This window comes from Abyssibacter sp. (genome assembly GCF_964229365.1).
Classification (GTDB): domain Bacteria; phylum Pseudomonadota; class Gammaproteobacteria; order Nevskiales; family OUC007; genus Abyssibacter.
This window is the reverse complement of the sequence record NZ_CAXRDQ010000005.1, coordinates 18,778-43,591: the sequence shown is the minus strand read 5'-3', so window position 1 is coordinate 43,591 and position 24,814 is coordinate 18,778. Positions and strand designations below refer to the sequence as shown.

At 63.6% G+C, this 24,814-nt stretch carries 21 protein-coding genes; 2 read left to right on the top strand and 19 right to left on the bottom strand.

What is annotated here, in order from left to right; translation table 11 throughout:
• Positions 1-19 precede the first annotated feature (19 nt).
• From trpD to rph, 10 genes are all read right to left on the bottom strand, one after another.
• A complete protein-coding gene (gene trpD / locus ACE1EY_RS00720; protein ID WP_370299219.1) occupies positions 20-1,045 on the bottom strand; it encodes an anthranilate phosphoribosyltransferase in 1,026 nt (341 codons plus the stop codon).
• A 43-nt stretch (positions 1,046-1,088) separates the two neighbouring features.
• A complete protein-coding gene (locus ACE1EY_RS00715; RefSeq protein WP_370299200.1) occupies positions 1,089-2,381 on the bottom strand; it encodes a citrate synthase in 1,293 nt (430 codons plus the stop codon).
• A 236-nt stretch (positions 2,382-2,617) separates the two neighbouring features.
• A complete protein-coding gene (locus ACE1EY_RS00710) occupies positions 2,618-3,940 on the bottom strand; it encodes an adenylate/guanylate cyclase domain-containing protein (protein WP_291514345.1) in 1,323 nt (440 codons plus the stop codon).
• A gap of 12 nt (positions 3,941-3,952) precedes the next feature.
• Positions 3,953-5,203: a malic enzyme-like NAD(P)-binding protein gene (locus ACE1EY_RS00705; RefSeq protein WP_291514344.1), complete on the bottom strand. Its 1,251-nt coding sequence runs from the start codon at positions 5,201-5,203 to the stop codon at positions 3,953-3,955.
• Positions 5,204-5,302: 99 nt separating this feature from the next.
• Complete coding sequence (locus tag ACE1EY_RS00700) at positions 5,303-6,286, bottom strand: MerR family transcriptional regulator (protein ID WP_291514343.1); 984 nt, start codon at positions 6,284-6,286, stop codon at positions 5,303-5,305.
• Between the two features lie 181 nt (positions 6,287-6,467).
• Positions 6,468-6,656, bottom strand: coding sequence for a CPXCG motif-containing cysteine-rich protein (locus ACE1EY_RS00695; protein ID WP_291514342.1), 189 nt, complete (start codon positions 6,654-6,656; stop codon positions 6,468-6,470).
• Positions 6,657-6,659: 3 nt separating this feature from the next.
• On the bottom strand, positions 6,660-7,790 hold the full coding sequence (gene hemW / locus ACE1EY_RS00690) for a radical SAM family heme chaperone HemW (protein ID WP_291514341.1): 1,131 nt from the start codon (positions 7,788-7,790) through the stop codon (positions 6,660-6,662).
• Positions 7,791-7,794: 4 nt separating this feature from the next.
• Positions 7,795-8,403, bottom strand: a complete 609-nt coding sequence (gene rdgB / locus ACE1EY_RS00685; protein WP_291514340.1) for an RdgB/HAM1 family non-canonical purine NTP pyrophosphatase — start codon at positions 8,401-8,403, stop codon at positions 7,795-7,797.
• On the bottom strand, positions 8,400-8,795 hold the full coding sequence (locus ACE1EY_RS00680) for a VOC family protein (RefSeq protein WP_291514339.1): 396 nt from the start codon (positions 8,793-8,795) through the stop codon (positions 8,400-8,402). Before ACE1EY_RS00680 ends, rdgB begins: the two co-directional genes overlap by 4 nt.
• A gap of 4 nt (positions 8,796-8,799) precedes the next feature.
• The gene (gene rph, locus ACE1EY_RS00675; protein WP_291514338.1) at positions 8,800-9,531 is read right to left on the bottom strand and encodes a ribonuclease PH; all 732 of its coding nucleotides are present in this window, start codon (positions 9,529-9,531) and stop codon (positions 8,800-8,802) included.
• A 63-nt stretch (positions 9,532-9,594) separates the two neighbouring features.
• Here rph and ACE1EY_RS00670 point away from each other — a divergent pair, with 63 nt between their 5' ends.
• Positions 9,595-10,446 carry a YicC/YloC family endoribonuclease gene (locus ACE1EY_RS00670; protein WP_291514337.1) on the top strand — a complete coding sequence of 284 codons (852 nt, stop codon included), beginning with the start codon at positions 9,595-9,597 and terminating at the stop codon, positions 10,444-10,446.
• 127 nt (positions 10,447-10,573) lie between these two features.
• On the opposite strand, the gene fic is transcribed toward ACE1EY_RS00670, so the two are convergent.
• A complete protein-coding gene (fic, locus tag ACE1EY_RS00665) occupies positions 10,574-11,704 on the bottom strand; it encodes a protein adenylyltransferase Fic (RefSeq protein ID WP_291514336.1) in 1,131 nt (376 codons plus the stop codon).
• A gap of 217 nt (positions 11,705-11,921) precedes the next feature.
• Here fic and ACE1EY_RS00660 point away from each other — a divergent pair, with 217 nt between their 5' ends.
• Positions 11,922-12,050, top strand: coding sequence for a helix-turn-helix domain-containing protein (locus ACE1EY_RS00660; RefSeq protein ID WP_370299218.1), 129 nt, complete (start codon positions 11,922-11,924; stop codon positions 12,048-12,050).
• Positions 12,051-12,066: 16 nt separating this feature from the next.
• Here ACE1EY_RS00660 and ACE1EY_RS00655 read toward each other — a convergent pair whose 3' ends face one another.
• From ACE1EY_RS00655 to ACE1EY_RS00620, 8 genes are all read right to left on the bottom strand, one after another.
• Positions 12,067-13,125 carry an alpha/beta fold hydrolase gene (locus tag ACE1EY_RS00655; protein WP_370299198.1) on the bottom strand — a complete coding sequence of 353 codons (1,059 nt, stop codon included), beginning with the start codon at positions 13,123-13,125 and terminating at the stop codon, positions 12,067-12,069.
• Between the two features lie 142 nt (positions 13,126-13,267).
• Complete coding sequence (locus ACE1EY_RS00650; RefSeq protein WP_370299197.1) at positions 13,268-15,568, bottom strand: DUF6351 family protein; 2,301 nt, start codon at positions 15,566-15,568, stop codon at positions 13,268-13,270.
• 218 nt (positions 15,569-15,786) lie between these two features.
• On the bottom strand, positions 15,787-18,021 hold the full coding sequence (locus ACE1EY_RS00645; protein ID WP_291514332.1) for a hypothetical protein: 2,235 nt from the start codon (positions 18,019-18,021) through the stop codon (positions 15,787-15,789).
• Positions 18,022-18,023: 2 nt separating this feature from the next.
• Positions 18,024-18,839: a hypothetical protein gene (locus ACE1EY_RS00640; protein WP_291514331.1), complete on the bottom strand. Its 816-nt coding sequence runs from the start codon at positions 18,837-18,839 to the stop codon at positions 18,024-18,026.
• Positions 18,836-21,037 (bottom strand): cyclic nucleotide-binding domain-containing protein, encoded by a 2,202-nt coding sequence (locus tag ACE1EY_RS00635; RefSeq protein WP_291514330.1) that lies wholly within the window; start codon positions 21,035-21,037, stop codon positions 18,836-18,838. Before ACE1EY_RS00635 ends, ACE1EY_RS00640 begins: the two co-directional genes overlap by 4 nt.
• 2 nt (positions 21,038-21,039) lie before the next feature.
• The gene (locus ACE1EY_RS00630; RefSeq protein ID WP_291514329.1) at positions 21,040-22,056 is read right to left on the bottom strand and encodes a multiheme c-type cytochrome; all 1,017 of its coding nucleotides are present in this window, start codon (positions 22,054-22,056) and stop codon (positions 21,040-21,042) included.
• A 48-nt stretch (positions 22,057-22,104) separates the two neighbouring features.
• Positions 22,105-23,382, bottom strand: a complete 1,278-nt coding sequence (locus tag ACE1EY_RS00625; RefSeq protein ID WP_291514328.1) for a 2Fe-2S iron-sulfur cluster-binding protein — start codon at positions 23,380-23,382, stop codon at positions 22,105-22,107.
• A complete protein-coding gene (locus ACE1EY_RS00620) occupies positions 23,382-24,800 on the bottom strand; it encodes a hypothetical protein (protein ID WP_291514327.1) in 1,419 nt (472 codons plus the stop codon). The genes ACE1EY_RS00625 and ACE1EY_RS00620 overlap by 1 nt, the downstream gene beginning before the upstream one ends.
• Between the last annotated feature and the right edge of the window lie 14 nt (positions 24,801-24,814).

Genomic DNA, 24,814 nt, shown 5'->3' with positions numbered 1-24,814 from the left:
TGGTCCGCGGCCGTCGCGCTCAGAGTTGCTGCGACAACGCGGCTAGACCGTTTAGCGTCTTCAGTGCCGTTCCGGAGGCCAGCACCTCCCGTGCCTGATTGACGCCATCGGCCAGCGTGCTGGTCAGACCCGCGACGTAGATGCCGGCGCCGGCGTTGAGCGCGATCATGTCGGCAACCGAGCCCGCACGACCGCCCAGCGCCTGCCGGATCATCGTGTAGCTTTCGTCGGCCGATGCCGCGCGTAACGGCTGCAGGCTGTGTGCGGTCACGCCGAAGGTTGCAGGCTCGATCGTGTAGTTGCGGACTTCACCCATCCGCAGTTCGGCCACATGGGTCGGCTCGACCGGACTGATCTCGTCCAGGCCGTCCTGGCCATGAACCACCATGACGTGTTCGCTACCCAGCCGCTGCATCACCTCGGCGATGGGCGCGCACCAGGCACTGGAGAACACCCCAATCACCTGGCAGGGCGCATTGGCCGGGTTGGTCAGGGGGCCGAGCAGATTGAACAGGGTGCGTACCCCCAACTCGCGGCGTGGTCCGATCGCATGCTTCATCGCCGAGTGATAGCCCGGCGCGAACATGAAACCGACGCCCAGCTCTTCCACACAGCGGGCGACGCCGGCCGGGCCTAGATCGACCTTGACGCCGGCCGCCTCCAGTACATCGGCGCTGCCAAACTGACTGGAAACCGAGCGGTTGCCGTGCTTGGCGACATGGCCGCCGGCAGCGGCCACCACCATCGCCGAGGCAGTGGAGACATTGAAGATGCCGCTGGCATCGCCGCCCGTGCCGCAGGTATCCACCAGGTGCTTGCGGGCGGACGCCGGGATTTCGACCGGCGTGGCCAACTCCCGCATGACCGCAGCCGCGGCGGCGATCTCGCCGACCGTCTCGCCTTTGCAGCGCAAGGCAATCAGGAACCCCGCCACCTGCGCCGGCGTGTACTCGCCTTGCATGATGCCGCGCATGGTTTGCGTCATGACCTCGGGCGCGAGATCACGGCCATCCAGCAATGGTTCCAGAACTGCTTTCATGGGCAGGGGCACGCGCATCCCGACGCCAGGCGCGGGATGCGCTGACAGCCTATCGACCGGTGATGTCGGAGTACGGACGTTCCGTTGCGCCGGTATAAATCTGGCGCGGACGACCGATGCGCAGACCCGGATCGGAAATCATCTCGAGGTAGTGCGCGACCCAGCCCACGGTGCGGCCGATGGCGAACATCGGCGTGAACATATTGGTGGGGATGCCGATGGCCTTGTAGATGATGCCGCTGTAGAAATCGACGTTCGGGTAGAGCTTGCGCTCGACGAAGTACTCATCCTTCAGTGCGATCTCTTCCAGCTTCATCGCCAGTTCGAGCATGCCGTCGGTGTCACCGCCGTAGGCCTTGAGGACCTTGTGGCAATGCTCGCGGATGACGGTCGCGCGTGGATCGAAGTTCTTGTACACGCGATGGCCGAAGCCCATCAGACGGAACGGGTCGTTCTTGTCCTTGGCCTTGGCAATGTACTTGTCGACATTGTCGGCGCTGCCGATCGCCGAAAGCTGCTTGAGCACCGCCTCGTTGGCGCCGCCGTGCGCAGGCCCCCAAAGAGCCGCGATACCGGAGGAGATGGCCGCGTAGGGGTTACAGCCGGTGGAACCCGCCAGGCGCACGGTGGAGGTGGATGCGTTCTGCTCGTGATCGGCATGCAGAATCAACAACACATCCAGCGCCTCGGCGGCGACGGGATCGACCTCGTAGTCCTCCGCCGGCACGGCAAACATCATGTGCAGGAAGTTGGAGCTGTAATCCAGGTCGTTCTTCGGATAAACCATCGGCTGGCCGATGGAATACTTGTACGCGGCCGCGGCGATGGTCGGGATCTTCGCAATCATGCGGCGCGCAAAGATCTTGCGATGCTCCGGATCCGCCGTGTTCGTGGTGTCGTGATAGAACGCCGACAGCCCACTGACGATGGACGACAGCATGGCCATCGGATGCGCGTCGTAGTGGAAGCCGGTGAAGAAGCGCTTCAGCGACTCGTTCAGCATGGTGTGCATGCGGATCGCGTCGTTGAACTCCTCGTATTCGCTCTGGGTGGGCAGCTCGCCATTGAGCAGCAGATAGCAGACTTCCATGTAGTTGGACTTCTGCGCCAGCTCGTCCGCGCGATAGCCGCGGTAAAGCAGCTGGCCCTTCTCGCCATCAATGAAGGTGATGCCTGACTCGCAGGAGCAGGTCGAGGTAAAGCCGGGGTCGAAGGTGAAACCGCCGGTGTTCGCATACAGCTTGCGGACATCGACCGCGGGCGGGCCCATCGTGCCTTGTACTTGCGGCAGATCGACGGAGCTTCCGTCGGGTCCGGTGACTGTATACGAATCGCTGCTCATGCTTTTGTTACTCCCGGTCGGTCGCGAAAGCCGTGCCCGTCATCCCCCAAGGATTCGTGGCGGTGACGATGTCATCTTCCCTGTCCAAGCAGACGATGAAGAAGTCGCTGGCGTCCCGTGACGTGAGTTGAATTGAAAAAATTCGGGCGGATGACGCTGGGTGCGTAGACGATCGATCGTTTAGCGGTTCGACGATCAATCGCGGCAACGAGCGGGACCGCGCCCGTGGGAAATCGTTAGCGCCCATTAGTTTCCCCGCTCGTGCTGGACCTTTGCAAGCGCAGTGCACAAATCGGCACCGGACGCGGGAAGCCTTTGAGCGGTTCGGCGTCCCGATCCTCGGCCACCCAGCGGCTGGTTTCCTGGGCTTCGTCCCGCGTTCGGGCATCGGCCAGAATCTCGCCATCACTGGCGCGACCGCATAGCCGGGAGGCCAGCACCACGGGGTTGCCGACAGCACCGTACTCCAAGCGGCCAGCCCCACGCAGGGCGCCCACCGTCACGTGGCCGGTAGCGATGCCGATGCCCAGGCCCACCGCCGGAGCATGGCCGTTCTGCGACAGCATCTGGCACACGGCCTGCTGCAGCGACAAGGCCAGTTCGATACCGCTCCGCGCGGGTTGCTGCACCTTGAATGGCGCGCCGACGATGATGACGACCCCGTCGCCCGCGTGGTCCTTGACCGTGCCGGCATGCGCTCGCGTCGCGTCGCCCACAGCCTTGTAAAAGGCTTCGAGCAAGCCGAAGGTTTCCTCCGAGGTGCGCAGCCGCGCGTAGGACGAGAACCCGCGCAGGTCGGCGACGACCACTGTTACCACGGTGCGTCGGCGTTCCAATAGGTGGTCGAGCCCATGTGCCCTCACTTCCTGCGCGACCTGCGGCGACAGGAACTGCCCCATGAAGGCGCCGCGCCGGCCGAGGATCGCCAGATAGCGCACCGACGACGCTGACAGAATCACCAGCCCGATCACAATGAAATACGGCTCCAGCCCGCGTGTGACCACCAGCGCGCCAATCAAGAATGGAGTTGCCATGTAAAGCATCCGCAGGCGCAGGGCATCGGTGGAATCGAGCCGCGTGGTCAACAGCAGGATGATCGCAATTGCCGCCAGCAGCATGGCTGTTCCCAGCACCGGAGCGAAGATCGCGAACTCCAGCCCGCGCAGCTTGACCAGCCCGCTGGCGTCGGACGTTGCCTGTTCTGGCGCGATCAATACGTAGCCAAGCGACAGCCCGAGCAGGACGATGATGAGTAGCTGCGCCACCCGGAAAAGCCAGTGTGCCGCCACGCCACGCCGGCCACGGGCGGAGCGGCCGATACGCCGTCCCCATTCCACGCCGGCGATGATCGCGGCCGACTCCAGCGTCTCGGTGACCGCAGTCCAGAACACCAGGCCGCTGCCGCTGGCGGGTTCCAGCGCCTGCTCCATGCCGATGAGCACCACGCAGAGGGCCAGCGACCGGTTGATGTGGTCGCGCGGATCGGTGAGCCAACCCGACAGGCCCATGCCGATCGCCATCATCGCGACGACCAGATGCGCCGCGTCTGCCAACGGCATGCGGGTATCGACCTAGCGTTTGGGGTAGTGCGCGGGGTAGCCGGTGCGTGCGGCGCCGGAGTCCACGGCGGCTGCCGCCACGGCAGGCGAGACGAAATCCGACAGCCGCGGGTCCAGCGGTGTGGGCAGGATGTAGTTGGGGCCGAAGCTGATGTCCTGCATGTCGTAGGCGTCCTTGACGACTTCCGGGACCGGCTGCCGGGCCAAGTCGGCAATGGCGTGAACCGCGGCTATCTGCATCTCGTGGTTGATCGAGCGCGAACGCACGTCCAGCGCACCCCGGAACAGGAACGGGAAGCACAGCACGTTGTTGACCTGATTCGGGTAATCGCTGCGGCCGGTTGCCATGATCACATCGTCGCGCACCGCATGGGCCTCCTCGGGAAGAATTTCCGGCGTCGGATTTGCCAGCGCAAACACGACCGGGTTCGGCGCCATCGAACGCACCATGTCCTGGCTGACAAGGCCGGGGCCGGACACGCCGATGAACACGTCGGCACCGGCCATGGCATCCGACAGCGTGCGCAAATCGGTGTCGATCGCGAACTCTTGCTTCTGCGGGTTGAGGTCGTTGCGGCCGGTGTGAACCACGCCCTTGCTATCGCACATGACGATGTTGTCCGGCGCCGCGCCTAGTGATTGCAGCAGCTTCATCGACGCGATGCCGGCCGCGCCGGCACCGACGCAGACGATGCGCACCGCGTCCAGAGCCTTGTTCTGGTACGCCAGGGCATTGAGCAGCCCGGCGCAGATGATGATGGCGGTGCCATGCTGGTCATCGTGAAACACCGGGATATCCAGTGTCTCGCTCAGCGTCTTCTCGATGTGAAAGCAGTCTGGCGCGGCGATATCTTCGAGGTTGATGCCACCGAAGGTCGGCGAGATTCGCTGCACGGTTTCGATGAAATCCTGTGCATCCGGCGCGTCGACCTCGATGTCGAACACATCGACATTGGCAAACTTCTTGAACAGCACGGCCTTGCCTTCCATCACCGGCTTGGATGCCAGCGGGCCGGTGCGGCCCAGCCCCAGCACAGCCGTGCCGTTGGTGATCACCGCGACCAGGTTGCCCTTGGACGTGTATTTGAATGCATCGTCCGGGTTCTTCTCGATCTCCAGCACCGGCTCGGCCACACCGGGCGAATACGCCAGCGACAGCTCGCTGGGCGTGGTGAACGGTTTGGTGATCGCGATTCCGAGTTTTCCCGGCCTTGGTTTGGCGTGGTAGTCCAACGCCGCTTGGCGCTTGTCAGCCTTATTCATAACCAGATCACTAGCCGGAAAAACGGGGTGGCGATTATGAGGTGCACGCCCGGCTGGCGCCAATATGGCGCCGCGCCGGGGATCTGCGCCCTGCCTCGATCAGCGCAGCTGCGACAGGTCGATCTTCTCGTGGTCGACAACCCGCTTGAGCGCCGCTTCCATCGTCGAGCGCGCATGCGCCGTGGCACCACGGAGCATGGCGTGCAGGGCCGCGTCTTCAGTGGAGCGGTCCTCGCAGAGCTGGGAGTAGCGCTCGAAGGCGCTGAGCGAGATCAGCAACTCGGCGAGATGCCGCGGACATTCGCAGCTCACGCTGGTCTGGACCAGCGCCAGCGAGACCAATTCCTTCTTGTTGAACAGCTGTGGCGGGATTGCCGCGGACAGGTAATCCCCTGGCTGCTCGTCCGGCGCCAGCCAGTATTTGCGCGTCAGCAGCACATGGCGAAGCATCTCCGCATCAATCGGCTCGCGCAGCACCAGCAGGCCAAGGTCGCGAATGGCGTTCAGGTCGGACTTGCGCGCGTAGCTATAGACGACGATCACGGCGGTCAGGCTGGCATCGTCACGCCAGGCAGCCAGGTCTTGCGCCAGCGACCGCGTGACCTGTTCGGTTTCCACGACGGCGATAGCATTCGAATGGGTCGGTAGCGACGCCTTGCGGGCATCTGCCGGTGTCGCGTAGCTGGCGTGAATCGTATAACCCGGCAGGTCGATGTCGCCGAGTCGCTCGGCTAGCGTCGGCCCGATCAGCAGCAGCGGCGCCAGGCCGGTGCGGCGGCGTCGTGCATTGCCCCGGTTGGGCATGGAGGCGAGCGATTCGATGCGTGCCGGCAACTGTCCCTTGTCCAGCGATGCGATGTAACCGATGGAATCACCGGCATCGATCAGCGTGCGCACGTGGCTCAGGTATTCGACATCTTGTTGTGAATACAGCCGCGTGCCAGTTTCATCTCTGGCTGGTTTGACGAGGCCGTAGCGACGCTCCCAGACACGGATGGTGTTGGCGGGGATCCCCGTGGCACGTTCGACCGCGCCAATCCGGAAAGCCTGACAATCTTCGACGACTTCAGCGGTGTCGTTCATGGTCCGAGCGCTCCTTGTGCGTCAGCATCCTGCAGCGATCCGAGCGCGTGTTGCGAACTCGGATCGACAGCGATGGTTAGACAATGCATGTACAAGGAGTTCGACAGTGCCCCCGCCGATGGATGCACAGCGTTTGCATTTTTTGCAGGAGCGTCTGGAACGGCGCTAGACCGCTGTCGGGTCAGTCGTTCTCGACATCCACCTGCAGCGTGTACCCGTCGTCGGCCTCTTCAAGGCGGACGACGATGGGCTGGCAGCAGACAAAGCAGTCTTCGACGTATTCCTGCGAGCCGCCGGTGTGGTCGACCAGCAGGGTGATGCGCTCGCCACAGTATGGGCAGTGCGTGCGATGTTCGGTGAGGGCTTCCATCGGTCAGAAGTCCGCCAGCACGGCATCCAGATGGCGTCGGCCCAGCTCGGTGGGGCGAATGGTCTGGCCAGCCTGTTCCAGCGTGCCGGTTGCCAGCGCCGAACTCAGCGCCGGATGCATTGCGTCAATGCCCAGGCCGGTGGCCGCTTCGAACTGCGGGATGGTGAAGCCGTCGTTGAGTCGCAGAGCGTTCATCAGAAACTCCAGCGTACGATCCTGAGGCTCAATGTAACGCGTTTGCGCCAGCGCGTCGGCCGTGCCCGCGGTGGCGATGAACGCGCCGGGGCGGCGCTGGCGTTCGCGTCGCTGCCAGCCGACCATGCCGTGGGCGCCGGCACCCACCCCGATGTATTCCGCGCAATGCCAGTAGGTCTGGTTGTGCCGGCATTGCCGGCCCGGCCGGGCGTAGGCCGATACCTCGTATTGCGCGAAGCCGGCTTCCGCGAGCCGGGTTTGGCCGGTTTCCCAGATGGCCACGGCGGTATCTTCGGTTGGCAGCGGCGGCGGCCGGCGGGCGAAAGCGGTGCCGGGCTCCAGCGTCAGCTGGTACCAGGACAGGTGCTCCGAACCCAGCGCGAGGCCTTGATCCAAATCGTCCATGGCTTGGTCGAAGGTCTGCTCGGGCAGTGCGAACATCAGATCGATATTCACGTTGTCGAAGCCGGCGGCTCGCGCCTGGCCGAAGGTGTCGATGGCCGTCTGCGCCGAGTGAATCCGCCCCAATCGGCGCAGCTGCGTGTCGTCGAAGCTCTGCACGCCGATCGACAGGCGATTGACTCCCGCCGCGCGATAGCCGGCGAAGCGCTCGGCGTCGCTGGCGCCGGGGTTGGCCTCTAGCGTGATCTCGACATTCGGATCAAAGCCGAACAATGCCTCTGCCGTTTCCAGCACGCGGGCGATGGCCGGGGGCGAAAACAGGCTGGGCGTCCCGCCGCCGAAAAACACGCTGGTGATTGGCCGTGCGGTGTCGATGTTCGCGCGTTCAAAGCTCAGGTCCCGGAGCAGGGCGTCGGTGTACCCGGCTTCGTCCACGCGGCGGCCGTTCAGGCCGTGGGAGTTGAAGTCGCAGTAAGGGCATTTCGCCACGCACCAGGGCAGGTGCACATAAAGGCCCAGCGGATGGTTGGTTCCCACGGTGTCAGCTGCTCTGCAACGGCTCGATCCGTAGTTGGGTCACCAGGGCCTGAACGGCCTGTCCGCGATGGCTGCGGCGGTTCTTCTCTTCCGGGCTCAGCTCCGCCGCAGAGCAGTTCAAGCCCGCCGGCTGGAACAACGGGTCATAGCCGAAGCCATCCAAGCCCTGCAGCTCGGTCATGATTCGTCCCGGCCAGACGCCTTGGGCGATCAGCGGGGCGGGATCGGCCGCATGACGCAGGCACACGCATACGCAGCGAAACCGGGCCTGTCGGCGCCGCTGACCCTCAAGCGCTTTCAGCAGCGCGGCATTGTTGGCGGCATCGTTGCCGTGTTCGCCGGAATACCGCGCCGATCGCACGCCTGGGGCGCCGCCCAGGGCCGCGACCTCCAGGCCGCTGTCATCGGCAATCGCCGGCAGCCCCGTCGCCGCGGCAGCCGCGCGCGCCTTGATGATCGCGTTTTCGATGAAGGTATCGCCGGTTTCAGGCGGTTGCTCAAACTCGAACTCCGACTGCGGGCGCACGCGGTAACCCAGCGGCGCAAGCAAGGCTTGCATCTCCTTGACCTTGCCGGGATTGCCGGTGGCGAGCACCACGGATACCGCGCTCATGTCGCGTTCTCGTCCCAATGCATGGCCTCGATCTTGTGGCCATCCAGATCCCGCACGAAGGCACCGTAGTAGCCGGCGCCGTACTCGGTTCGTGGTCCCGGTGGTCCCTCTGGCGCGGCCCCTTGGTCCAGGGCTGCGGCATACCAGGCGTCTACCTGGTCCGGGCTGTCGGCAAGAAACGCGACGTGGATGCCGTTCGCTGCGCTGGCCGGTTGTCCATTAATGGGGGTTTGAACCCAGAATTCCGGAAAATCGCGGCCGTAGGCAACCGCGCCAGGATGTTCCATCACGCGGCCGATGCCGAGCGCGCGCAGGGTGGCATCGTAGAACGCCACGGCACGCTCGAACGCATTCGTGCCGATCGAGACGTGGGAGAGGATGCTTGATCCCACGGACTCAGCTCGCCAGCGCGGCCTGCTGCGCGGCCACGAGTTGTTTGACACCAGCGCCAGCGAGGTCCAGCAACGCATCCAGTTCGCTGCGCTGGAAGGCATGGCCTTCGGCCGTACCCTGAACCTCAATAAAGCCGCCGGCGTCGTTCATCACGACATTCATGTCGGTTTCGGCGGTCGAATCTTCGGCGTAGTCGAGGTCCAGCACCGGCGTGCCGCCGCAAATGCCGACCGAAATCGCCGCCACGTGACCGTGAATCGGGTCGCGCTTGAGCAGCTTGCGGGCGAGCAGGCCGTTGACCGCATCAACCAGGGCGACATAGGCGCCCGTGATCGCGGCCGTGCGGGTGCCGCCATCGGCCTGAATGACATCGCAGTCCAGCGTGATCTGGCGCTGGCCCAACGCTTCGAGATCGACCACGGCGCGCAGGCTGCGGCCGATCAGCCGCTGGATTTCCTGGGTTCGGCCGGATTGCTTGCCACGGGCCGCCTCGCGGCCCATTCGGTCGTGCGTAGAGCGCGGCAGCATGCCGTATTCGGCCGTGACCCAGCCGCGATTCTCGTTGCGCAGCCAGGGCGGCACACGTTCATCAATCGAGGCCGTGCAGAGCACGCGGGTATCGCCAAAGCTAACCAGCACCGAGCCTTCGGCGTGTTTGGTGAAATGGCGGGTGAGGGTGACCTCACGCAGCTGGTCGGCTGCGCGGCCACTGGGGCGTTGAAAGGAGTCAGTCATGGGCGCGGAGTATACCGGGCTGCCCCGCCTGAATTTGCGATACTGCGCCGCATGATCAAGAGCATGACCGGATTCGCCCGCCATCAGGCTACGGGCACGTGGGGCCAACTCGTCTGGGAGTTGCGCACCGTCAATCACCGTTACCTGGATGTCAGTTTCCGCCTGCCCGAACCGATGCGGGCACTGGAATCGGAGTTTCGAACCCGCATCGGCCGCCGAGTTGCCCGCGGCAAGTGCGAGGCCTCGCTCAAGCTCGACCTTTCGGCCGGCGAGCAGGGCAGCCTGGACATCGACTCTGCCCGCCTGCAGTCGCTGGCCAGCGGCATCCGTCAGGTTTCGGAGGCGATGGATGTTCAGCCACCCGACCCGCTCCGTGTGCTTGCCTGGCCCGGTGTGGTCCAGCAAGCCGAGCTGGATCAGGAGGCCTTGAACACCGCGGCGCTGGAATCGCTGGATGCCGGCCTCGACGCGCTGGCCGAGGCCCGGCAGCGCGAAGGCGACAAGATCGACACCATGCTGTGCGAGCGCGCCGACGGCATCGAGTCCCTGGTCGTGCAGGTCACCGACCGCCTGCCGGCCTTGCGAACCGAATGGGAAGCCCGCCTGCGTGAGCGGCTGGCCGATTTCAAGACCGAGCTGGACGAAAGCCGGATCGAGCAGGAATTCCTGTTATTGCTCAACCGAACCGACGCGGCAGAAGAACTGGACCGACTCAACGCGCATACCCAGGAAATCCGCGCCATCCTCAAACGGCGTGAACCCGTCGGCCGGCGGCTGGATTTCCTGATCCAGGAACTCAACCGCGAAGCCAACACCCTGGGGTCCAAGTCACAGGACACCGAAGTCACCCGCGCCGCCGTCGACCTCAAGGTGCTGATCGAACAGATGCGCGAGCAGGTGCAGAACGTCGAGTAATGTCTCGCACCGTTTCACTGAGTACCGGACAAGCGCAGCGACAGAACTTCGAACAGGCAGAGTTCCAGAATCTCGTAATACGTCAGCAGGGTCCCACTTGCCGACGTTGTGAAGGCATCCGGCCTGTTCATTTGAAGGCAGGCACGTTGTTGTCCTCCCCGGTCAGCAACGCCAGTAGTCGGTGGTTGAGAAAAAGTACCTCGCGGCCAACTTTCTGTTCATGCAACACGCCGATCTCGACCAACTCCTTGAGATATCGAGACGCCGCCTGACGCCCTACGATGTCTGCGTCGACCAAGTTTCGGATCCGACTGTAAGGCTGAGCGAAGATCGCTTCCACCAGTTCATGGCTGTAGATCTTTGGCCGCTGCTCACGCACGTATTGCGCGGTCGCATCAAATAGCTGCCGCATGGCTTGGAGCTTTGCCAACGTCCATAGAGCGGTCTCTTCAATGCCTTTGAGCAGGTAGAGAATCCACTCCTCCCAGGCTCCATCTGCTGTGACGCCCAGCAACAGCCGGTAGTAGTCAGCTTTATGCTGGATGATGAACCGGCTGAGATACAGGATCGGACTTCGTAGCAGGCCGGTTTCGATCAGGAAAAGATTGTTGAGCACGCGACCGGTCCGGCCGTTACCGTCGGTGAATGGATGGATCGCTTCGAACTGGTAGTGACCGACCGCCAGGCGGATGAGCGGATCCAGATACTCCTCCTCATGAAGGAACCTCTCCCAGTTCGCAAGAAGATCGCGTAGTTGCTCTTCTCCCTCGGGCGGGGTGTAGATCGCCTCACCTGCGCCATTTTCTAGCCGGGTTCCGGGAACGCGGCGTACGCGCATGTCGACGCCTTTAATGCGCGTGCAGATCGCTTCGGCGGTCGCCGTGACCAGCGGGCGGCCTTTCAGGCTACTAAAGCCTTCAAGTAATGCATGCCGATAGCGCAGCGCCTCCTTGGTGGCAGGATCGTCGTGGTCGTCCGACTCCTGGTAGCGGAACAGCTCGTCGTTGGTGGTTACGATGTTCTCAATTTCGGTGCTGGCCCTAGCCTCGAGAACGGGTAGCGTGTTGATCAGGATCGCCGGATTTGGGATCAGATCCGTTGCCTGATCGAGCCGAGCCAGTGCGGCGCGCGCACGGATGCACCGAAGCAGCACAGGCTTACTATCGAGTTCCACGCCGGAAGGCGGCAGCTTTGGCAAATCGTTGTAGGGACGATCCGACAGCCACGACATGGCATCATTTTTCGCTTTTGTCGACATGTCTTCAGGATATGTTGCAACGAACGACACATCAATAGAACGTGTCGCTAATATCAATTTTAAGCGACATGTTGTCGCGGCGTGCCTATCTTGCCGCCACGTTTGGAAACACAGTGAATCAGGCGCTGCGATGTCTGCTGCAACGCATTGCACGGACTGCGGACTCATTTCATGCGGCGTTGTTCCGTGAAGGACTGACGTCAACCCGACACTACAGATCACCGATGTGGCGATGTTGCTCGGATACTCGGAGCACAGCGCGTTTACCCGGGCGTTTCGGAAGCAGAACGGAATGTCGCCACAGCAAATGCGCGACCAAGTGTCGCGTGAGGTGCCTCGGTCCTGATGGGTCTGTTGTTTCCCTAAGGATCTCCCACCATGCGGAGAATGGCGTCTGCAATCTCCGGCCCTTTGGCTTCTTCGATGAAGTGCCCGCACTCCGAAAAGACGTGAGTGGCTGATTTCATCAGCGGAAGAGCCTGATGCCATTGGGCGATGACTTCGTTCTTGCCGCATGGGTCCCATTGACCGAAAAAACCGCCGACAGGGATGTTGCGACCCGCTGGTCCCCAGTGTTTCGACAGATTCGTCTGGATGCTCTCGTAGAAATCATGATTGTCCTGCTCGCCGTGCCTGGGGTCGTGGTACCGGTATCCGTGCCCCCAGACCGGCGTTTGCAGAACGTTGCGCTTCGAGCTTTTGGCGTTCTGCCGGCTGCGCAGCGGTTCAGACCAGACATGCTCGGCGGTGCCGGGCGGAATCTGATGCAACGCGTGTTTCATGAGATACCGGCCTGTATTCGCGAGGAAGGCCGGCGTGCTCTGCGGTTCTGCGTGGGAGACGACATAGGCGGCCACGCCACCCCATAGCGCATCGGGTATGAGTTTCGGCGTGCTCGCCCAGGGGAACCAAGAGACCGGGTAGTTGGAATAGGTCATGCCGGCGGCCGGCATGGGGAACACCGTGGTGTTCAAGATCGTTAGTTTCGCGACGCGCCAATGCTCTTCGAGCAGCGCGCCGATTCCGATCGGGCCGCCCCAGTCATGGACGACGAGGCTGAGATCGGTGAGATCCAAGTGCCGCACCAGCTGGATCAGATTGGCGGCGTGGTGCATGTCGACCATTTCGTAGTCGGCCTGATCGGACAGGCCGAACCCGATGTGATCCAGGGCGATGATTCGCAGTGTGTGGTCGGATGACTGCAGACGATCCCGAATGTGTCGGTAGGTATATGAACATTCGGGGTTGCCATGGACCAGGAGGACGGTCTCGACCGGGTCGCCAGGGCCGGTCACATGGTCGTAGTAGAAAAGAGTTTTTCCCTTGTCGTAACCGTTCTTGACGGTGAACCACCGCACCGCTGCAGCCGGGCAGTAGTCCGGTGGCGGGTTACGAAGCGGGGAGTTCGATCTTATTTGCACGACGAGATTCCTCCCAGGGCGATTCGCCGCTTGGGGGTTGCGGCGAATCCTGACCGGTCAATCTGGCTGAGTGCCGTATGGTGACACTCAGCCATCCTGATTGCCGCCAGTCCGTCACAGGATTGCGGACTGGCGTGGTGATTTAGCGATCGTTCAAGGGATAGACGAAGGATGCTGACCGCGTTCCGAGGTCCGAGCGTGCCGGCGCCTCGGGCAAGGGTTCGCCACCGACGATCATCCGGCCGGATTCATCGAAATAGCGCAGCCAGGCCACGGTGCTCTGTTTGGCCTTGCCGGGCGCACGGTAATCGCAAACCCCATCGGGGAAGACGGCCTGAAGCTGCTCCCACTGCGCGTCGGTGAACGGGATCAGGCCATAGTCGTCATTGCGATCCATGGGCTTGAGCTGGCAATCGAAGTTGTCTGCGGTTTCTGTGTCACCGGCCACCGTGCGAGGCGTGCCGTAGGCATAGAGCGGCCGGAGCAGGTCGATGCAGACCTCGCCCAGAATCGGCTCCCCACCAATCAAGGAACATTGATCCTGCACATCGCCAGGCCGGTTGCGGGAAATCTTGTCGGCCAGCGGAAGATCGTCATCGTCTGCTTCGACGCGGGACAGCCAGTTGTCCATCGCATCCAGGCCCTTGTAGACATATTCCAGATCGCCGAGCAAGGGGATCGGGCCGCCCCACATCACGTGATTGCGGGCGCTGCCGTGTTCACGTTCGATGCGCCAGCGAATCCACCAGGCGTGGAGTGCGTCATGCGCGATGCCTGGATCTGGCCCCACAAAGGTCAGGATCGGCACGGTGTCCAGGTTGTTGGTCATGTTGATCATGCCGCTGCGGTAGGCATTGCCAACGGCGGGGTGATCGGCCTGGGTGCGTGCAGCCTGGGGCTGGATATCGACATCGAGCCCCCCGATCTTGACGTTCAGGTCCACGAACATCGCGGGTGTGATCAGGCCCGCACGCAGGGCGTTGAGGCCGTACTGGACGCCGGTGTTGCCTAGCGGAATGCCGGTGAACCCGTAACCGACCTGCTGCTCGACGGGGGACCAGACGTCCGGCGAGCGTTGCCCCAGGATGTGCGGGATCCACTCAATAATCCCGCAGCGTTGGCCGGTGGGATTGGTCTGCGGATCATACGTGTTGTCCCCGAAACAACTGCCGGTGGTCTGCGTGGCGCCCTTGAACAGGCCCTCGTCGGCAACCACCGCATTGATGTGTGTCAGGTGGCCTTCGACCGGTCCCCACAGGGCTGGATTCCAGATCACCCCGGGTGCCCAGCGGCTGGGGTCTTCGAAGTACTTGCGCATCAGGTGCAGGTCGGAGAACTGCAGTCCGGCGGACAGTGAATCCGGATATGCACACATCGTCAGCAGGCCTTGGTACAGGCCGGGATAGGCGTTGGCGATGGTCAGCTGGGCGATGGAACCCCCCGAGCAACCGGTGCCGATGGCGTAGCGCAACGGGCCGTACTGCTCCACGAAGCGCTCCTTGGCCATCATGATGGATTCGGCGGCCAGCGCGACATCGCAGTTGTGGCCCGTGTTGGCCAGCGCCGTCGAGAGCACCGCGTAGCCTTCGCCCAGGGCATAGATGTAACTGGGTTCGATCAGCGGAATGTCGCCGAAGGTGCCTGAATAGTCATCCAGCGGTGCACTGCCGGGCGTGTACCTGGCGCCGCAGTTGCCACCGTGGGTGATCAACATCTTGCCATTCCATTGCGGCTGCGGAGCCCAGGGTTCCCAGGGTTCATCGGGATTGAACAGGGTCAGAATCTTGTACTGGTCACGATCCTGATAACCCAGTTCCTGGCGCACGATGAAGGGCACCGTTTCGCCGGACTGCGTCGTCGTCATCGCCACATCGTCGGGCGGGTTCGCCGGGTCGTAGGGCAGCAGGTCGGTGCCCAGCGAGATCCCCGGCACCGGCTCCAGAATGTCGACTAGCGCCGTGGGTCGGTAAAGAAACCTGTACTCGGCCGGCTGGTTGCAGGCGAGGTCGGTGGCCCCGTCCTGGCATCGTGTCCGCTTAATCTCAGGCCTGGAGAAGATCGGGCCCTCGTTTGGATAATTACGGATGACCGCTCGGCTTTGCGCGTTGCCAAGCCCGACCTCAAGTGTGTTGTCGCCCAGCCGCAAGGTGTCGACGAGTCCCATCACACGACCGTTGGCACGCCGAGCAAAGGCCACGCTGGCGTCGTCGCCGTTCAGACGGATGCTGAGTGCATCCAAAGGCGTATCCGCATCGACGCCGATCTCTACCAGCACGTCGCCGCCGCTGATCATGTCGGCTCGGTTCGACAGGATAAGAATCGGAGGCGCGCTCCCGTCGGCGCCGCCATCCGCCGGCGGTGAACCGGGGCCGCAGCCTAGCAGCGCAAGAACCATCCCCAATAAAGCCGCACGCACGGCGGCCTGCCAGTTGATCTGCATCATTTGTCTCCTCCCAGAACGGCCGATTGAGATCGGCTCGAATTACGACACGGGCACGTTGCCCGGTGGCTGTCATAGAACTGTAGTGTACCGGTCCGCAGTGACGCTGCCTCACCGGAATATGTGCGCAGACTGGTGAAATGATGGGCGATGCGACCCACCGCGGCCGCTGCGGTGCTGGTGGCGGGCGGCGACGGTGTGATCTCGGGCGGGTCTAGCGCCTACCGGGTGGCCTGGCTGCGTGAGAGCTGGGTGTTCGGCATCGTCGCCTTGAAATCGCCCACGTGATAGCGGTGGCATGACGCGCAATCGGTACCGGCCTGATCAGGCTGGTGGCAGTCCAGACACACGGTTTTTTCGAGGGCGGCGAAGTTGCTGGTGAACTGCGATGGGTCGCGGCCATCGAAGCTGTCCGCATACGGCGCTTCGTTGTCGATCTGGTGGCAGGTTCCGCAACCGGCATCGCCCAGCAGGCTGAAGTGCGTGCTGTGGTCGAACTCGGTGAAGTGATGTTCCGTTGCCGGAATGCGCTTGGCCAACCATTGCACGCTGGTTACGCCAGACGCATCGGATTCCAGGCTGTGGCACTGGGTGCAGGCGCCGGGATTGTCGGGGGCCAGCCAGTCTTCGGCAGCGGGCTGCCGGGTGGCGAGCTCCGTCCAGGTGCGGACGACCGGGTCGGCATGGCCGGCAGGGCGGTAGCGCAGCGTGAACTCGTCCAGATACCAGCCGCCCAGGGCCATGCGCTCTTCGTGATTGATCGTCGCGACTTCGGGTTCTGGGCTGGCGTCCTCTTGCGGATCGGCGAAGGGATCACCCACGTCGCCGCCGCCGAACAGGTCACCACCAAACAGGTCTCCGGATTCGTCGCCCGTATCGTCGGCGAAGAGGTCGCCGAAGCCTTCGTCGCTGTCTTCCGAGAACAGCGCATCGAACTCGTCGTCGGCGACAGCAGCGTCGTTGTCGTCATCAGCTTCCGGCTCGTCGGCCATCGGCCTGACGGCCTCGGTGGCCGGCGCGTTGCCTGCACGATGATTGTTCAGTTCGTCAGTCAAGGACGGGAACCACTGCGCCTGCGCGGTATCCACCAGCGAGGCTGGCAGCAGGCCGGTGAGGCGTCGCTGTTCATCGGTTGTGAGCGGGTGTCCCAGGGCTGCTTCGAGCCGCTGCACCACTGCTTGGCTGCCTTTGGACTGGATGGCGTCGACCAGGGCCTTGAACTGCCAGGCCAGCGTCGTGGCCGCGCCGCGCTGCTCGGGCGTCGCAGAATCCAGATCCAGCAAATCCACATCGGCCAGGGTATCCCGGACCGAGGCGTACTCCGGGTCGCCCATCAACAGCAGTTCGGTCATCGGGGTCAGGTCGCCATCGGCGAACTCGGGCCATTGGCCAATGTTTTCGACCAGCGTCAGGTCCAGCCCCGGCACCGCGAGGCCGGCGACTCCCTTGGGGCCCGCCAAGGCATTGCCTGCGATGTCGCCAGCATGGCAGGCGCCGCAGCTGTCGTCGAAGCCGCGGACCTCCATGGTGCGCCCGTCGGTCGCGGTGACATGGCAACCCGAGCAGCTTTGCGGTGCCTGCTCCGGTTCATCCGCAAAGTGTTTTCCCAAATGGCTGGCGTGATCGAAGATGATTCGCGTTCTTCGGTCGTACGGATAGTCCGAGAACTCAGGATGGCCGCTGACAAAACTGCCGAATCGTTGGTCATGGCAGACCTGGCACTGGCTGTCAGGTACCGCGCGAAGATCCGCCGAGGCGCCTTCGTGTTCCTGGTGGCAGGTTCCGCAGGCGATGGGGGTTTCCGGGTCGGGAAACACCATGCGGTTCAACTCGACGGTCCACGGCCCGAGCGTGCTGCCCTGGGCGGGGCCGGCTGTTGGCAGCGTGGCGAGGCTATGCGGGGCCAGCGGCGCCTCGCCGACATCGTGGCACGTCAGGCAGGCATGCTGGGTGTCGACCGGAAGATTCGGGTGCTGACCAAAGGCGGCGGCCAGCCAGGCCGATGCGCTGCGGCCGGTCGTGGCGTGGCAGGACTCGCAGTCGTCGATGGTGGAATGGGCGGCGGCCAGATGGCCGGGCTCGACCATGCTGCCGGCCCAGGTCCCTGCCAAAGCCAGCACGATCAACCCCAGCGTCGCCGTCAGCGTGCTGCGCACCGCCAGCTTACGGCGGTATTTCCAGCTGCGCTTGGGGCGGCATGGCGGCGTCAGACAGGCGCAGATTCCGTCTGCCTGTGGCCCGTTGTTGCAGGGCCCGCCGTGCAGCGGGCCACGGGTGCAGCGCCAGCGGTCGCCATCCCGTACCGGTTTGCATTGCGGGCCTGCGCCGCAGTGCCCCTTGGGGTCTGGGCCGATGGTGCAGCAGTCGCCGCTGCCCAGGCGGCCGCAAACCCACTTCTGGTTCGGTCGGTGGTAGGGGCTGGACTGGTAGTCAAACCCTTGCAGTCGTTCGCTCACGTTCAGGCGCCCCCGAATGCGTGAGCGGCGACCAGGTGCAGCACCGCGAGCAGCAGCATCGCTGCCGTCAGTGGAACGTGGACGAACAACCATGCCTTGAGCAGGCCCTGCACGGTGAAATGCATGTCCAGGTCGGATTTCTGCCGGCAAAGGCCGGCGAGCTCCCGGGCGAACGGTTTTTCGTCGTCGGCCAGGTAGCGTTCCAACGCAATCAGTCGGTCGTGCTGTCGGGTCACGTAATGCGTCGGCCCGAGATGGCGCCAACGCCACTGCGGCGCCATAAACAGCTCGGCCAGATGCGTCCGGTAATGTTCGCCAAGCAGCGGAGAATCAGTTTGTGCTGCCGCGTCGACGACGAGTTGCTCGGCGCGTTGCCGCAGGCGCGCGGCGAACAGCGGAATGCGTTCGAAAATGAGCTCTTCGTCAGCATTGGCCAGCCGTGGTGGCAGCGTGCGCGACCAGTACAGACCAGCCAGGCCACTGCCGGCGGTTCCGACAAAGCTCAGCCACAGCAGCCACTCCAGTGGTGCATCGGGTAGCGACAGTCCGGTGTGTGCCACGAAGACGACGATGGCGAATGCACCGGTATAGGCATGGAGTTGCAGCCAGACGGCCGCGCGACCGATCGGCAACATCGACAGGCGTTTGCGCTGTGAGTAGAGACTGAGGAGCACCACGGCGGCCATCAGCAGCCAGCCGGTCCAGAAGGATGCTCGCGTCAGGCCTGCCGACACTGCGGCGAACAGCACGCCAGCGATGAGCACGACAATCGCCCAGGTCGTCAGATTGGCCTGCCGCCGCTTGGCGAACCGCATCATCGGTGCAGCCAGTCCAGCAGGTTGGGCAGATCACGCATGTCCACGCGTTCCAGCGCATCATGCGGGCAGGCACGCTGACAGGCTGGCCCGCCAGGCTGGTCGATGCACAGATCGCATTTGGTCGCCTTCATCACCGGGGCGCCCGTGGCACTGTTCTGGACGAAATCCCCGCGTTCGTTTCGGACCTCGACCATCCGAATGTTGTCGTAGGGACAACTATTGGCGCAGGTGGCGCAGCCGATGCAGGTGTCGTCGTTGATGACAACCTGGCCTTGCTCGGACGAGCGGTGAATGGCGCCGGTGGGGCAGCCAATCATGCAGACCGGATCGGCGCAATGCATGCAGGCATTGGCGATCATCAGCGAGTCGTGCCGGTGTCCATGGCGATTGAACCGCGGATTGTTCTGGTGGCCAACGGCGCAGGCGTCGGTGCAGGCATCGCAGCGCACGCAGCGATCGAGATTGATCAGCATCGCAGCCCGGCCGTTGATCAGGTGGCGGTCGACCAGCGTCTCGACCAGGGCGTCGTCGTCGCCGGTGGTCCGCACCTCTAGGGGTTCAACGGATGCCGCTTCGCCGCGAGGCTGATGGGTTGCCAGTGAATCCTTCAGCGTTTCGGCCTGCATCCGGCGGATATGCTTGAGTTGCGCGTCTGTGAGATTCGGCAGGACGTGGGTTTCGATCACGCTGGTCGGTACGCGCAGCACGTCGGCGTACCCGACCGCTCGTAGCGAGTGGCGATAGGTCGACTGGCCGGAGCCGTTCCAGCCGGCGAGCAGTTCATCAAGGCCGAACACCGCTCCTCGACCGATATAGTTAACGGTTTGCTGGCCCTTGTGCAGCGGGCGTGTCACGCGTGCAAAACCCGAGCGGACCAGCAGCAGTCCGTCCGGATAGTCGCCCGCCCGCACGATTTCCGGCTCGATCTTCAGGCGCTGCGCTTCGGGCTGGTCGGCGAGGCGCTGGTAGCTGGTGTGCCAGTCAAACTCGCCGAAACTCTCGAACAATGTCTGCTGGCCGATCTCGTCAATGACATCGTCGGAGAGATGGCTGAACAGCGGCGTCGCCCGCAAATGGGTGATCAGGCTGTTGGCCCGATAAAGGTCTTCGACGTGTTTGCGAAATGCATTGTCGCGTTTGCGCAGATCGCGCAGCCCCTGCCAGCGGATCTCCAGCAAAATGGAATCATCTTCGGCGAAGACGGTGGCGGTGCGTTGCGTGCGGCCCAGCGCGGCGATCTCGCCGAATACGGTGCCGGTTTGCAGGACCGCCGATTGCGTGTGGTCGAGTACCGCCGGGATGTCCTGCACGAAGGTGTGGCTGGTATCGGCACCGACATGCGTCAGGTTCTCGACGACGGTGTTGCTCCATTGTTCGTCGATGGTCTCCGGGTTGAGAATCCGGGTGCTCAGCATCGAGGTCTGGTCCAGATCACCCTCGCCGACGAACCGGATGCGACTGCGTCCGATCTTGATGTCATCGCCGCCACCCAGCACATGGCGTTCGACGCGGTCGCCGCCGACAAAGGTGCCGTTGGAGCTGCCGAGATCGACGATTTCCCAGCCCAGTTCCGTGGCGTGGATCCGGGCATGTGATGAGGATGCCGTCGAATCGTCCAGAATCAGGTCGTTGTCGGCGCCGCGTCCGATGCGAACCTCATCGTCTCCGCCGGCCGGTAGCAGATGCTCGTTGAGCGGACGCCCCTGCGCATCCTGCACGATGAGCCGCGCCGGTGAGGGCGCCTTGGTTTCCGGCTCGGAGACATACCGCGATGCATCACGTGCCTCCGGATGCGGCGGGTTCTTCCATAGCTGTGCGACGGCTTGCAGCCAGTTCTTCTGTTTGGGGCGTGCCCGCCCCAGTGATTCCTCCGGGAGGCCGGGAGGCAGGATCACGCGTACGCGCCCCTGCACGATTAGAAATGCCGAATTTCCGTAATCACCGGCGCGCACGATGATCTCGCCCCGGGCCACCCGCCGCAGACGCGTGTCGTTGCGCACAATGCCTTCCAGCGTGATCGGCGCCCGGAAACGCGCCGGATCCATGCTGACAAAGGGCTCCATCGTTAGCACCCGCTGCACATCCCGCTCGCCCATTCCCTCACCGAAGGGCTGGGACCAACGCTGGGGCGGGGGGATGGACGACACGGGTGCGGGCCCGCTGGCCCGCAGATCCTTGGTGAGAATCGACTCGGCCACGGTTACGGCGCGTAGACCGTGCCCTTGTAAGCATCCGCTGACGGCAATAGACCGTCGAGAGCGGCGAGCTCGCTGCCGTCGTAGTTGCTGGCGATGGCCTTCGCCTGGACAGCGACCTTGTCGGCAGCGGCGGTGAGTGCGGCCTCGTTGTTCAGGGAGACCTTGGCCGAACCGGCGATCTTCAGCAGTTCACCGACCTCGGGGATGCTCACTCCAGCGTCCGAGATGGCCTTGATGCGCAGCGCGGAGCGCTTGGCTCGCTTGGCCATCTGCACGGCGTACTGCGCCTTCTGGGTGGCCTTGGCAACGCCGCGCAGGGCGTATTCCAGATCCAGTGCCTGGCCCACCAGGAACATCACCCGCTTGCGGTTCTGAGAAGCCTCGGCGTTGCCAGCGCCATCGTTGTACCAGACGTTATGCCGCACCTCGCCCTGGCTCCAGGCCACCAGTTCGAAGTTGCTCCCCGCCGGGTGACCGCCCGTGTTGACGAGATTTTCCTTCGGGACCGTGTGGCACTGGTAGCAATTCTCGGCGAGCTTGTAGAGGTCGCCAGGGCGGATCATGCCGGCAGCCTCGGATTTGGCCCAGCGCTGCGTGCGATGCGCTTCGGACTCGTTCTCGGCCGTTGCGTCCTTGCCACCAAAGTCGCTATGAATCTCGATCCAGTCCTTGCCCGCCCCGTGACAGGACTCACAGGTGATGCCGCCGATGGTGTCGACGTCGCCGTCCTCCATCTTCGAGGTGAAATGGCAGGAGACGCACTCGCCCTCGGCCTTGATGCGTTTGATGTCCAGCTTGTCGGCGATATCGCGGGCCTCGGCGGTGCGCGGCATGTCCTTGAACGTGGAAAAGTGGTGTGTATCGCGCCAGGCGGCGATCGAGGCTTCGTGGCAATCGCCGCAGGCCGTAGGTCCCATGACCTTGTCCGGGTCCAGGCGAAGTTCCTGGGCGTGCACGGCAGACGGGCCTGCCCAAGCGCTGGCAGCCAGGATGGTGATGGCGAGCAATAGACGAGTCATCGGTCGAGTCTCCGGGGGACGGGCGAGGTCAGGGTGTTCTGTCGCAGGTTAGGCATCCAGCACCACATTCGATGTCGGACGTGCAATACAGGGCAGGCAGGAGCCGGCGTCCGGCGCCGCGGATGGCGGGGAGGGATAGTCGACCGAGCCTGATCGGACGGCGGTCACGCAGGTGCCGCAGTTGCCGGCGCGGCAACCGGAATCGATGACAATGTCATGCGCTTCGGCCAATTCCAGCAGGCTATCTGCGCCAGACCAGTTCACTGTTTTCCCGCTATGGGCGAACTCCACCGCTAAGGTCGGTGCATCGGCGGCGGGCGGCGGGGCCGCTTCGGTCTTCTTGATGGACGCTGGACCAAAAGCTTCCATGCGGATATCGGCTTTGGGGACACCCCACTCGGCCAGGTCAGCGGTGACGCCGGCCATCATCGGCGGCGGCCCGCAGATGTAGAACACGTAGTTGTTGGACGGCAGCAGTTTCTGGAACAACTCGACGCCGACATACCCCTGGTGATGGAAGTGCTCGCCGACCTGCTCGTCGTCCGTCGGGTTGCTGTAGCAGAGACAGACGCGGACGTTTTCGTGTTCGGCTTCCAGCGCGCGCAGATCATCCTTGTAGATCTGCTCGGCGCCGAAGCGCGCGCCGCTAAAAAACCAGATTTCCTGATCGTAACCAGCTGCGCAGGCTGCCTTGAGCATGCTGAACACCGGAGTGATGCCGACGCCGCCGCCAATCAGCACAACCGGGCGACGTTCCTCCAGATCAAGGAAAAAATCGCCCGCAGGCGCTTTCACATCCAGAATTTCGCCTTCCTGCACCTGCAGGTGCAGGAAGTTGGACGACAGACCCGGGGGTGCCTCGGGGTTCTTCGGCGGCGGATCGAGCCGCTTGACCGAGATCCGGTAGTGGTCGGGTTCACTGGGGCTGTCGGATAGCGAATAGCAACGGACTAGCGGCTTCGCCCGGTCCGGTAGCTTGAGCTGGAAGGTCAGGAACTGCCCCGGCTTGAATGCTGGTAACGCCTTGCCATCGTGAGGCACCAGGTAAAAGGAGGTGACCGTGTCGCTTTCCGGTACCTTGCGGGCGACGCGGAACTTGCGAGAGCCGGACCACCCACCCTCGGCGTCGCGAACGGCAAGCTGGCGCTTGGCCGCGGCGCCGGCCAGCTGCTGGTCCAGCAGCCGCAGCCGCTGATCGTGGACCGTCCGGGCACGGGCAGCATCGCGCCGGGCCTGGAGCAGGGCCGAGGCCAGATGCAGCATGGCGCCGATGACGAGCAAGGCGCCGATCAGTTGTGCGGTCACGGGTGCGAGCAGCCAGTCCATCAGAGTTTCACCACCAGTTCGGCGCGGATGCCCTGCTGATCCTGTCCGGTATCGGCCGCTGAGGCGAAGCCGCCGAACTGCAAGATCACGCGACGACCGATCGCTTGCTGCAACCGGAACGACAGGGCCGAGGTGTCGCTGTCCGAGATCTCATGATTGCCACGGCGCCCCGTCTCGACGATGAGCTGGGTGCGATTGGCATTCCAGAACATCTGGTAACCCAATGCCACGCCCCAGGCGTTGTCGGTGCGATTGCCCAAAGGCGCCGGAAACGAGCCAATACCGCGCGCAGCGAAGGTGATTCCGGTGCGCCCCAGCGGGCCACCGGCCAGGGGGTCACGCGCGGCGGACGAGAAGTTGTCCTCGCCCCAGAACGCATTGGCGTACAGCAGGTTGTGGGTGTGGTGCGGTGTGAGCGACCACTCTGTGAAGTAGAGCTGACCGTTATCTGAGGAGGGCAGGTCGAGACCGTCCTTGCCGAAGTCGTCCGAGTGCAGGATGCGGATGGTCGAATTGATCAGGCCGAATCGCTGCACCGCACTAATGCCCCCGACGAACAGATCACCGCGACCTTCCGTGCCGTCGACCACTGCGATATCGAGATCGAAGGTGCTGGAAAACCGGTTCCCGAACACCGTGTCCCACTGGGTGAACAGGGCATACAACCGGGCGCCGTCATCGTCGGCATTGTCATCGCGATCGATTTCATCCCAGGCGTACAGAAAGGTCACCCGCAGATTGTTCAGCCAGCCGAGACTGGGGAACCGCAGGTTGTTACGGGTCAGCCCGACGGCATCCAGGCGATCGTCGATCAGGAACCCGTCCTGGAAGGTGATCTGCTGACGGCCAATGGAGAATCCGATGTCGAGGTCCAGCCGATCGCTGGGGTCCAGCCCCGGAAAGACCTCGCCGAAATCGCCCTCGAAGAACAGGGTGGTGATGTCGGCGTTGGTGTGGTCCTCGAATGCGTCGGTTCGGTCCGGGTCGTACTGCCAGCCGGTGAAGTTTGCCCCGTCATTGAGCGGGCGGATGCCCACCAGAATGCGTTCACTGCCGGACAGTTGCAGGTTGCCAAACAGATCTAGTCGGTTGACCAGTTCGCTGCGCCCGGTGCCGGCCTCGTTGTCGAAGCTCTGCAACGCGGACCGGAAGGTCCCGTAGACCCAGAACTGCGGTTGCCAGACGGCGCCGCCGGGTAGTTGGAAGCCATGCGGAATATTGCCCGGCCCCAGGAACTTGCCGCCCAGTTCGACGATCGGCGGTGTCAGCTTGGGCAGTTCCTCATCCCCGAGATACTCGCCGGGATCGTCCGAGAAGCGGCTGCTACCACCTGCAGCCCAAGTGGTCCCGCAAACCGCCAGCAGGCCCAGCGCCCCTGCGATGATGGTCGGTGCCGCCGCGTTCATCACGTTGCTCATTCCCCTGATCATCG

What these genes read in the sequence shown, in the direction of transcription:
- ACE1EY_RS00710 (WP_291514345.1), bottom strand. Translation starts at nt 3,940, where the DNA reads ATGCCGTTGGCAGACGCGGCGCATCTGGTCGTCGCGATGATGGCGATC.
- ACE1EY_RS00700 (WP_291514343.1), bottom strand. Translation starts at nt 6,286, where the DNA reads ATGAACGACACCGCTGAAGTCGTCGAAGATTGTCAGGCTTTCCGGATT.
- ACE1EY_RS00630 (WP_291514329.1), bottom strand. Translation starts at nt 22,056, where the DNA reads ATGACTCGTCTATTGCTCGCCATCACCATCCTGGCTGCCAGCGCTTGG.
- ACE1EY_RS00650 (WP_370299197.1), bottom strand. Translation starts at nt 15,568, where the DNA reads ATGATGCAGATCAACTGGCAGGCCGCCGTGCGTGCGGCTTTATTGGGG.
- rph (WP_291514338.1), bottom strand. Translation starts at nt 9,531, where the DNA reads ATGACTGACTCCTTTCAACGCCCCAGTGGCCGCGCAGCCGACCAGCTG.
- ACE1EY_RS00695 (WP_291514342.1), bottom strand. Translation starts at nt 6,656, where the DNA reads ATGGAAGCCCTCACCGAACATCGCACGCACTGCCCATACTGTGGCGAG.
- rdgB (WP_291514340.1), bottom strand. Translation starts at nt 8,403, where the DNA reads ATGAGCGCGGTATCCGTGGTGCTCGCCACCGGCAATCCCGGCAAGGTC.
- ACE1EY_RS00715 (WP_370299200.1), bottom strand. Translation starts at nt 2,381, where the DNA reads ATGAGCAGCGATTCGTATACAGTCACCGGACCCGACGGAAGCTCCGTC.
- ACE1EY_RS00625 (WP_291514328.1), bottom strand. Translation starts at nt 23,382, where the DNA reads ATGGACTGGCTGCTCGCACCCGTGACCGCACAACTGATCGGCGCCTTG.
- fic (WP_291514336.1), bottom strand. Translation starts at nt 11,704, where the DNA reads ATGTCGACAAAAGCGAAAAATGATGCCATGTCGTGGCTGTCGGATCGT.
- ACE1EY_RS00640 (WP_291514331.1), bottom strand. Translation starts at nt 18,839, where the DNA reads ATGATGCGGTTCGCCAAGCGGCGGCAGGCCAATCTGACGACCTGGGCG.
- ACE1EY_RS00620 (WP_291514327.1), bottom strand. Translation starts at nt 24,800, where the DNA reads ATGAGCAACGTGATGAACGCGGCGGCACCGACCATCATCGCAGGGGCG.
- ACE1EY_RS00705 (WP_291514344.1), bottom strand. Translation starts at nt 5,203, where the DNA reads ATGAATAAGGCTGACAAGCGCCAAGCGGCGTTGGACTACCACGCCAAA.
- ACE1EY_RS00670 (WP_291514337.1), top strand. Translation starts at nt 9,595, where the DNA reads ATGACCGGATTCGCCCGCCATCAGGCTACGGGCACGTGGGGCCAACTC.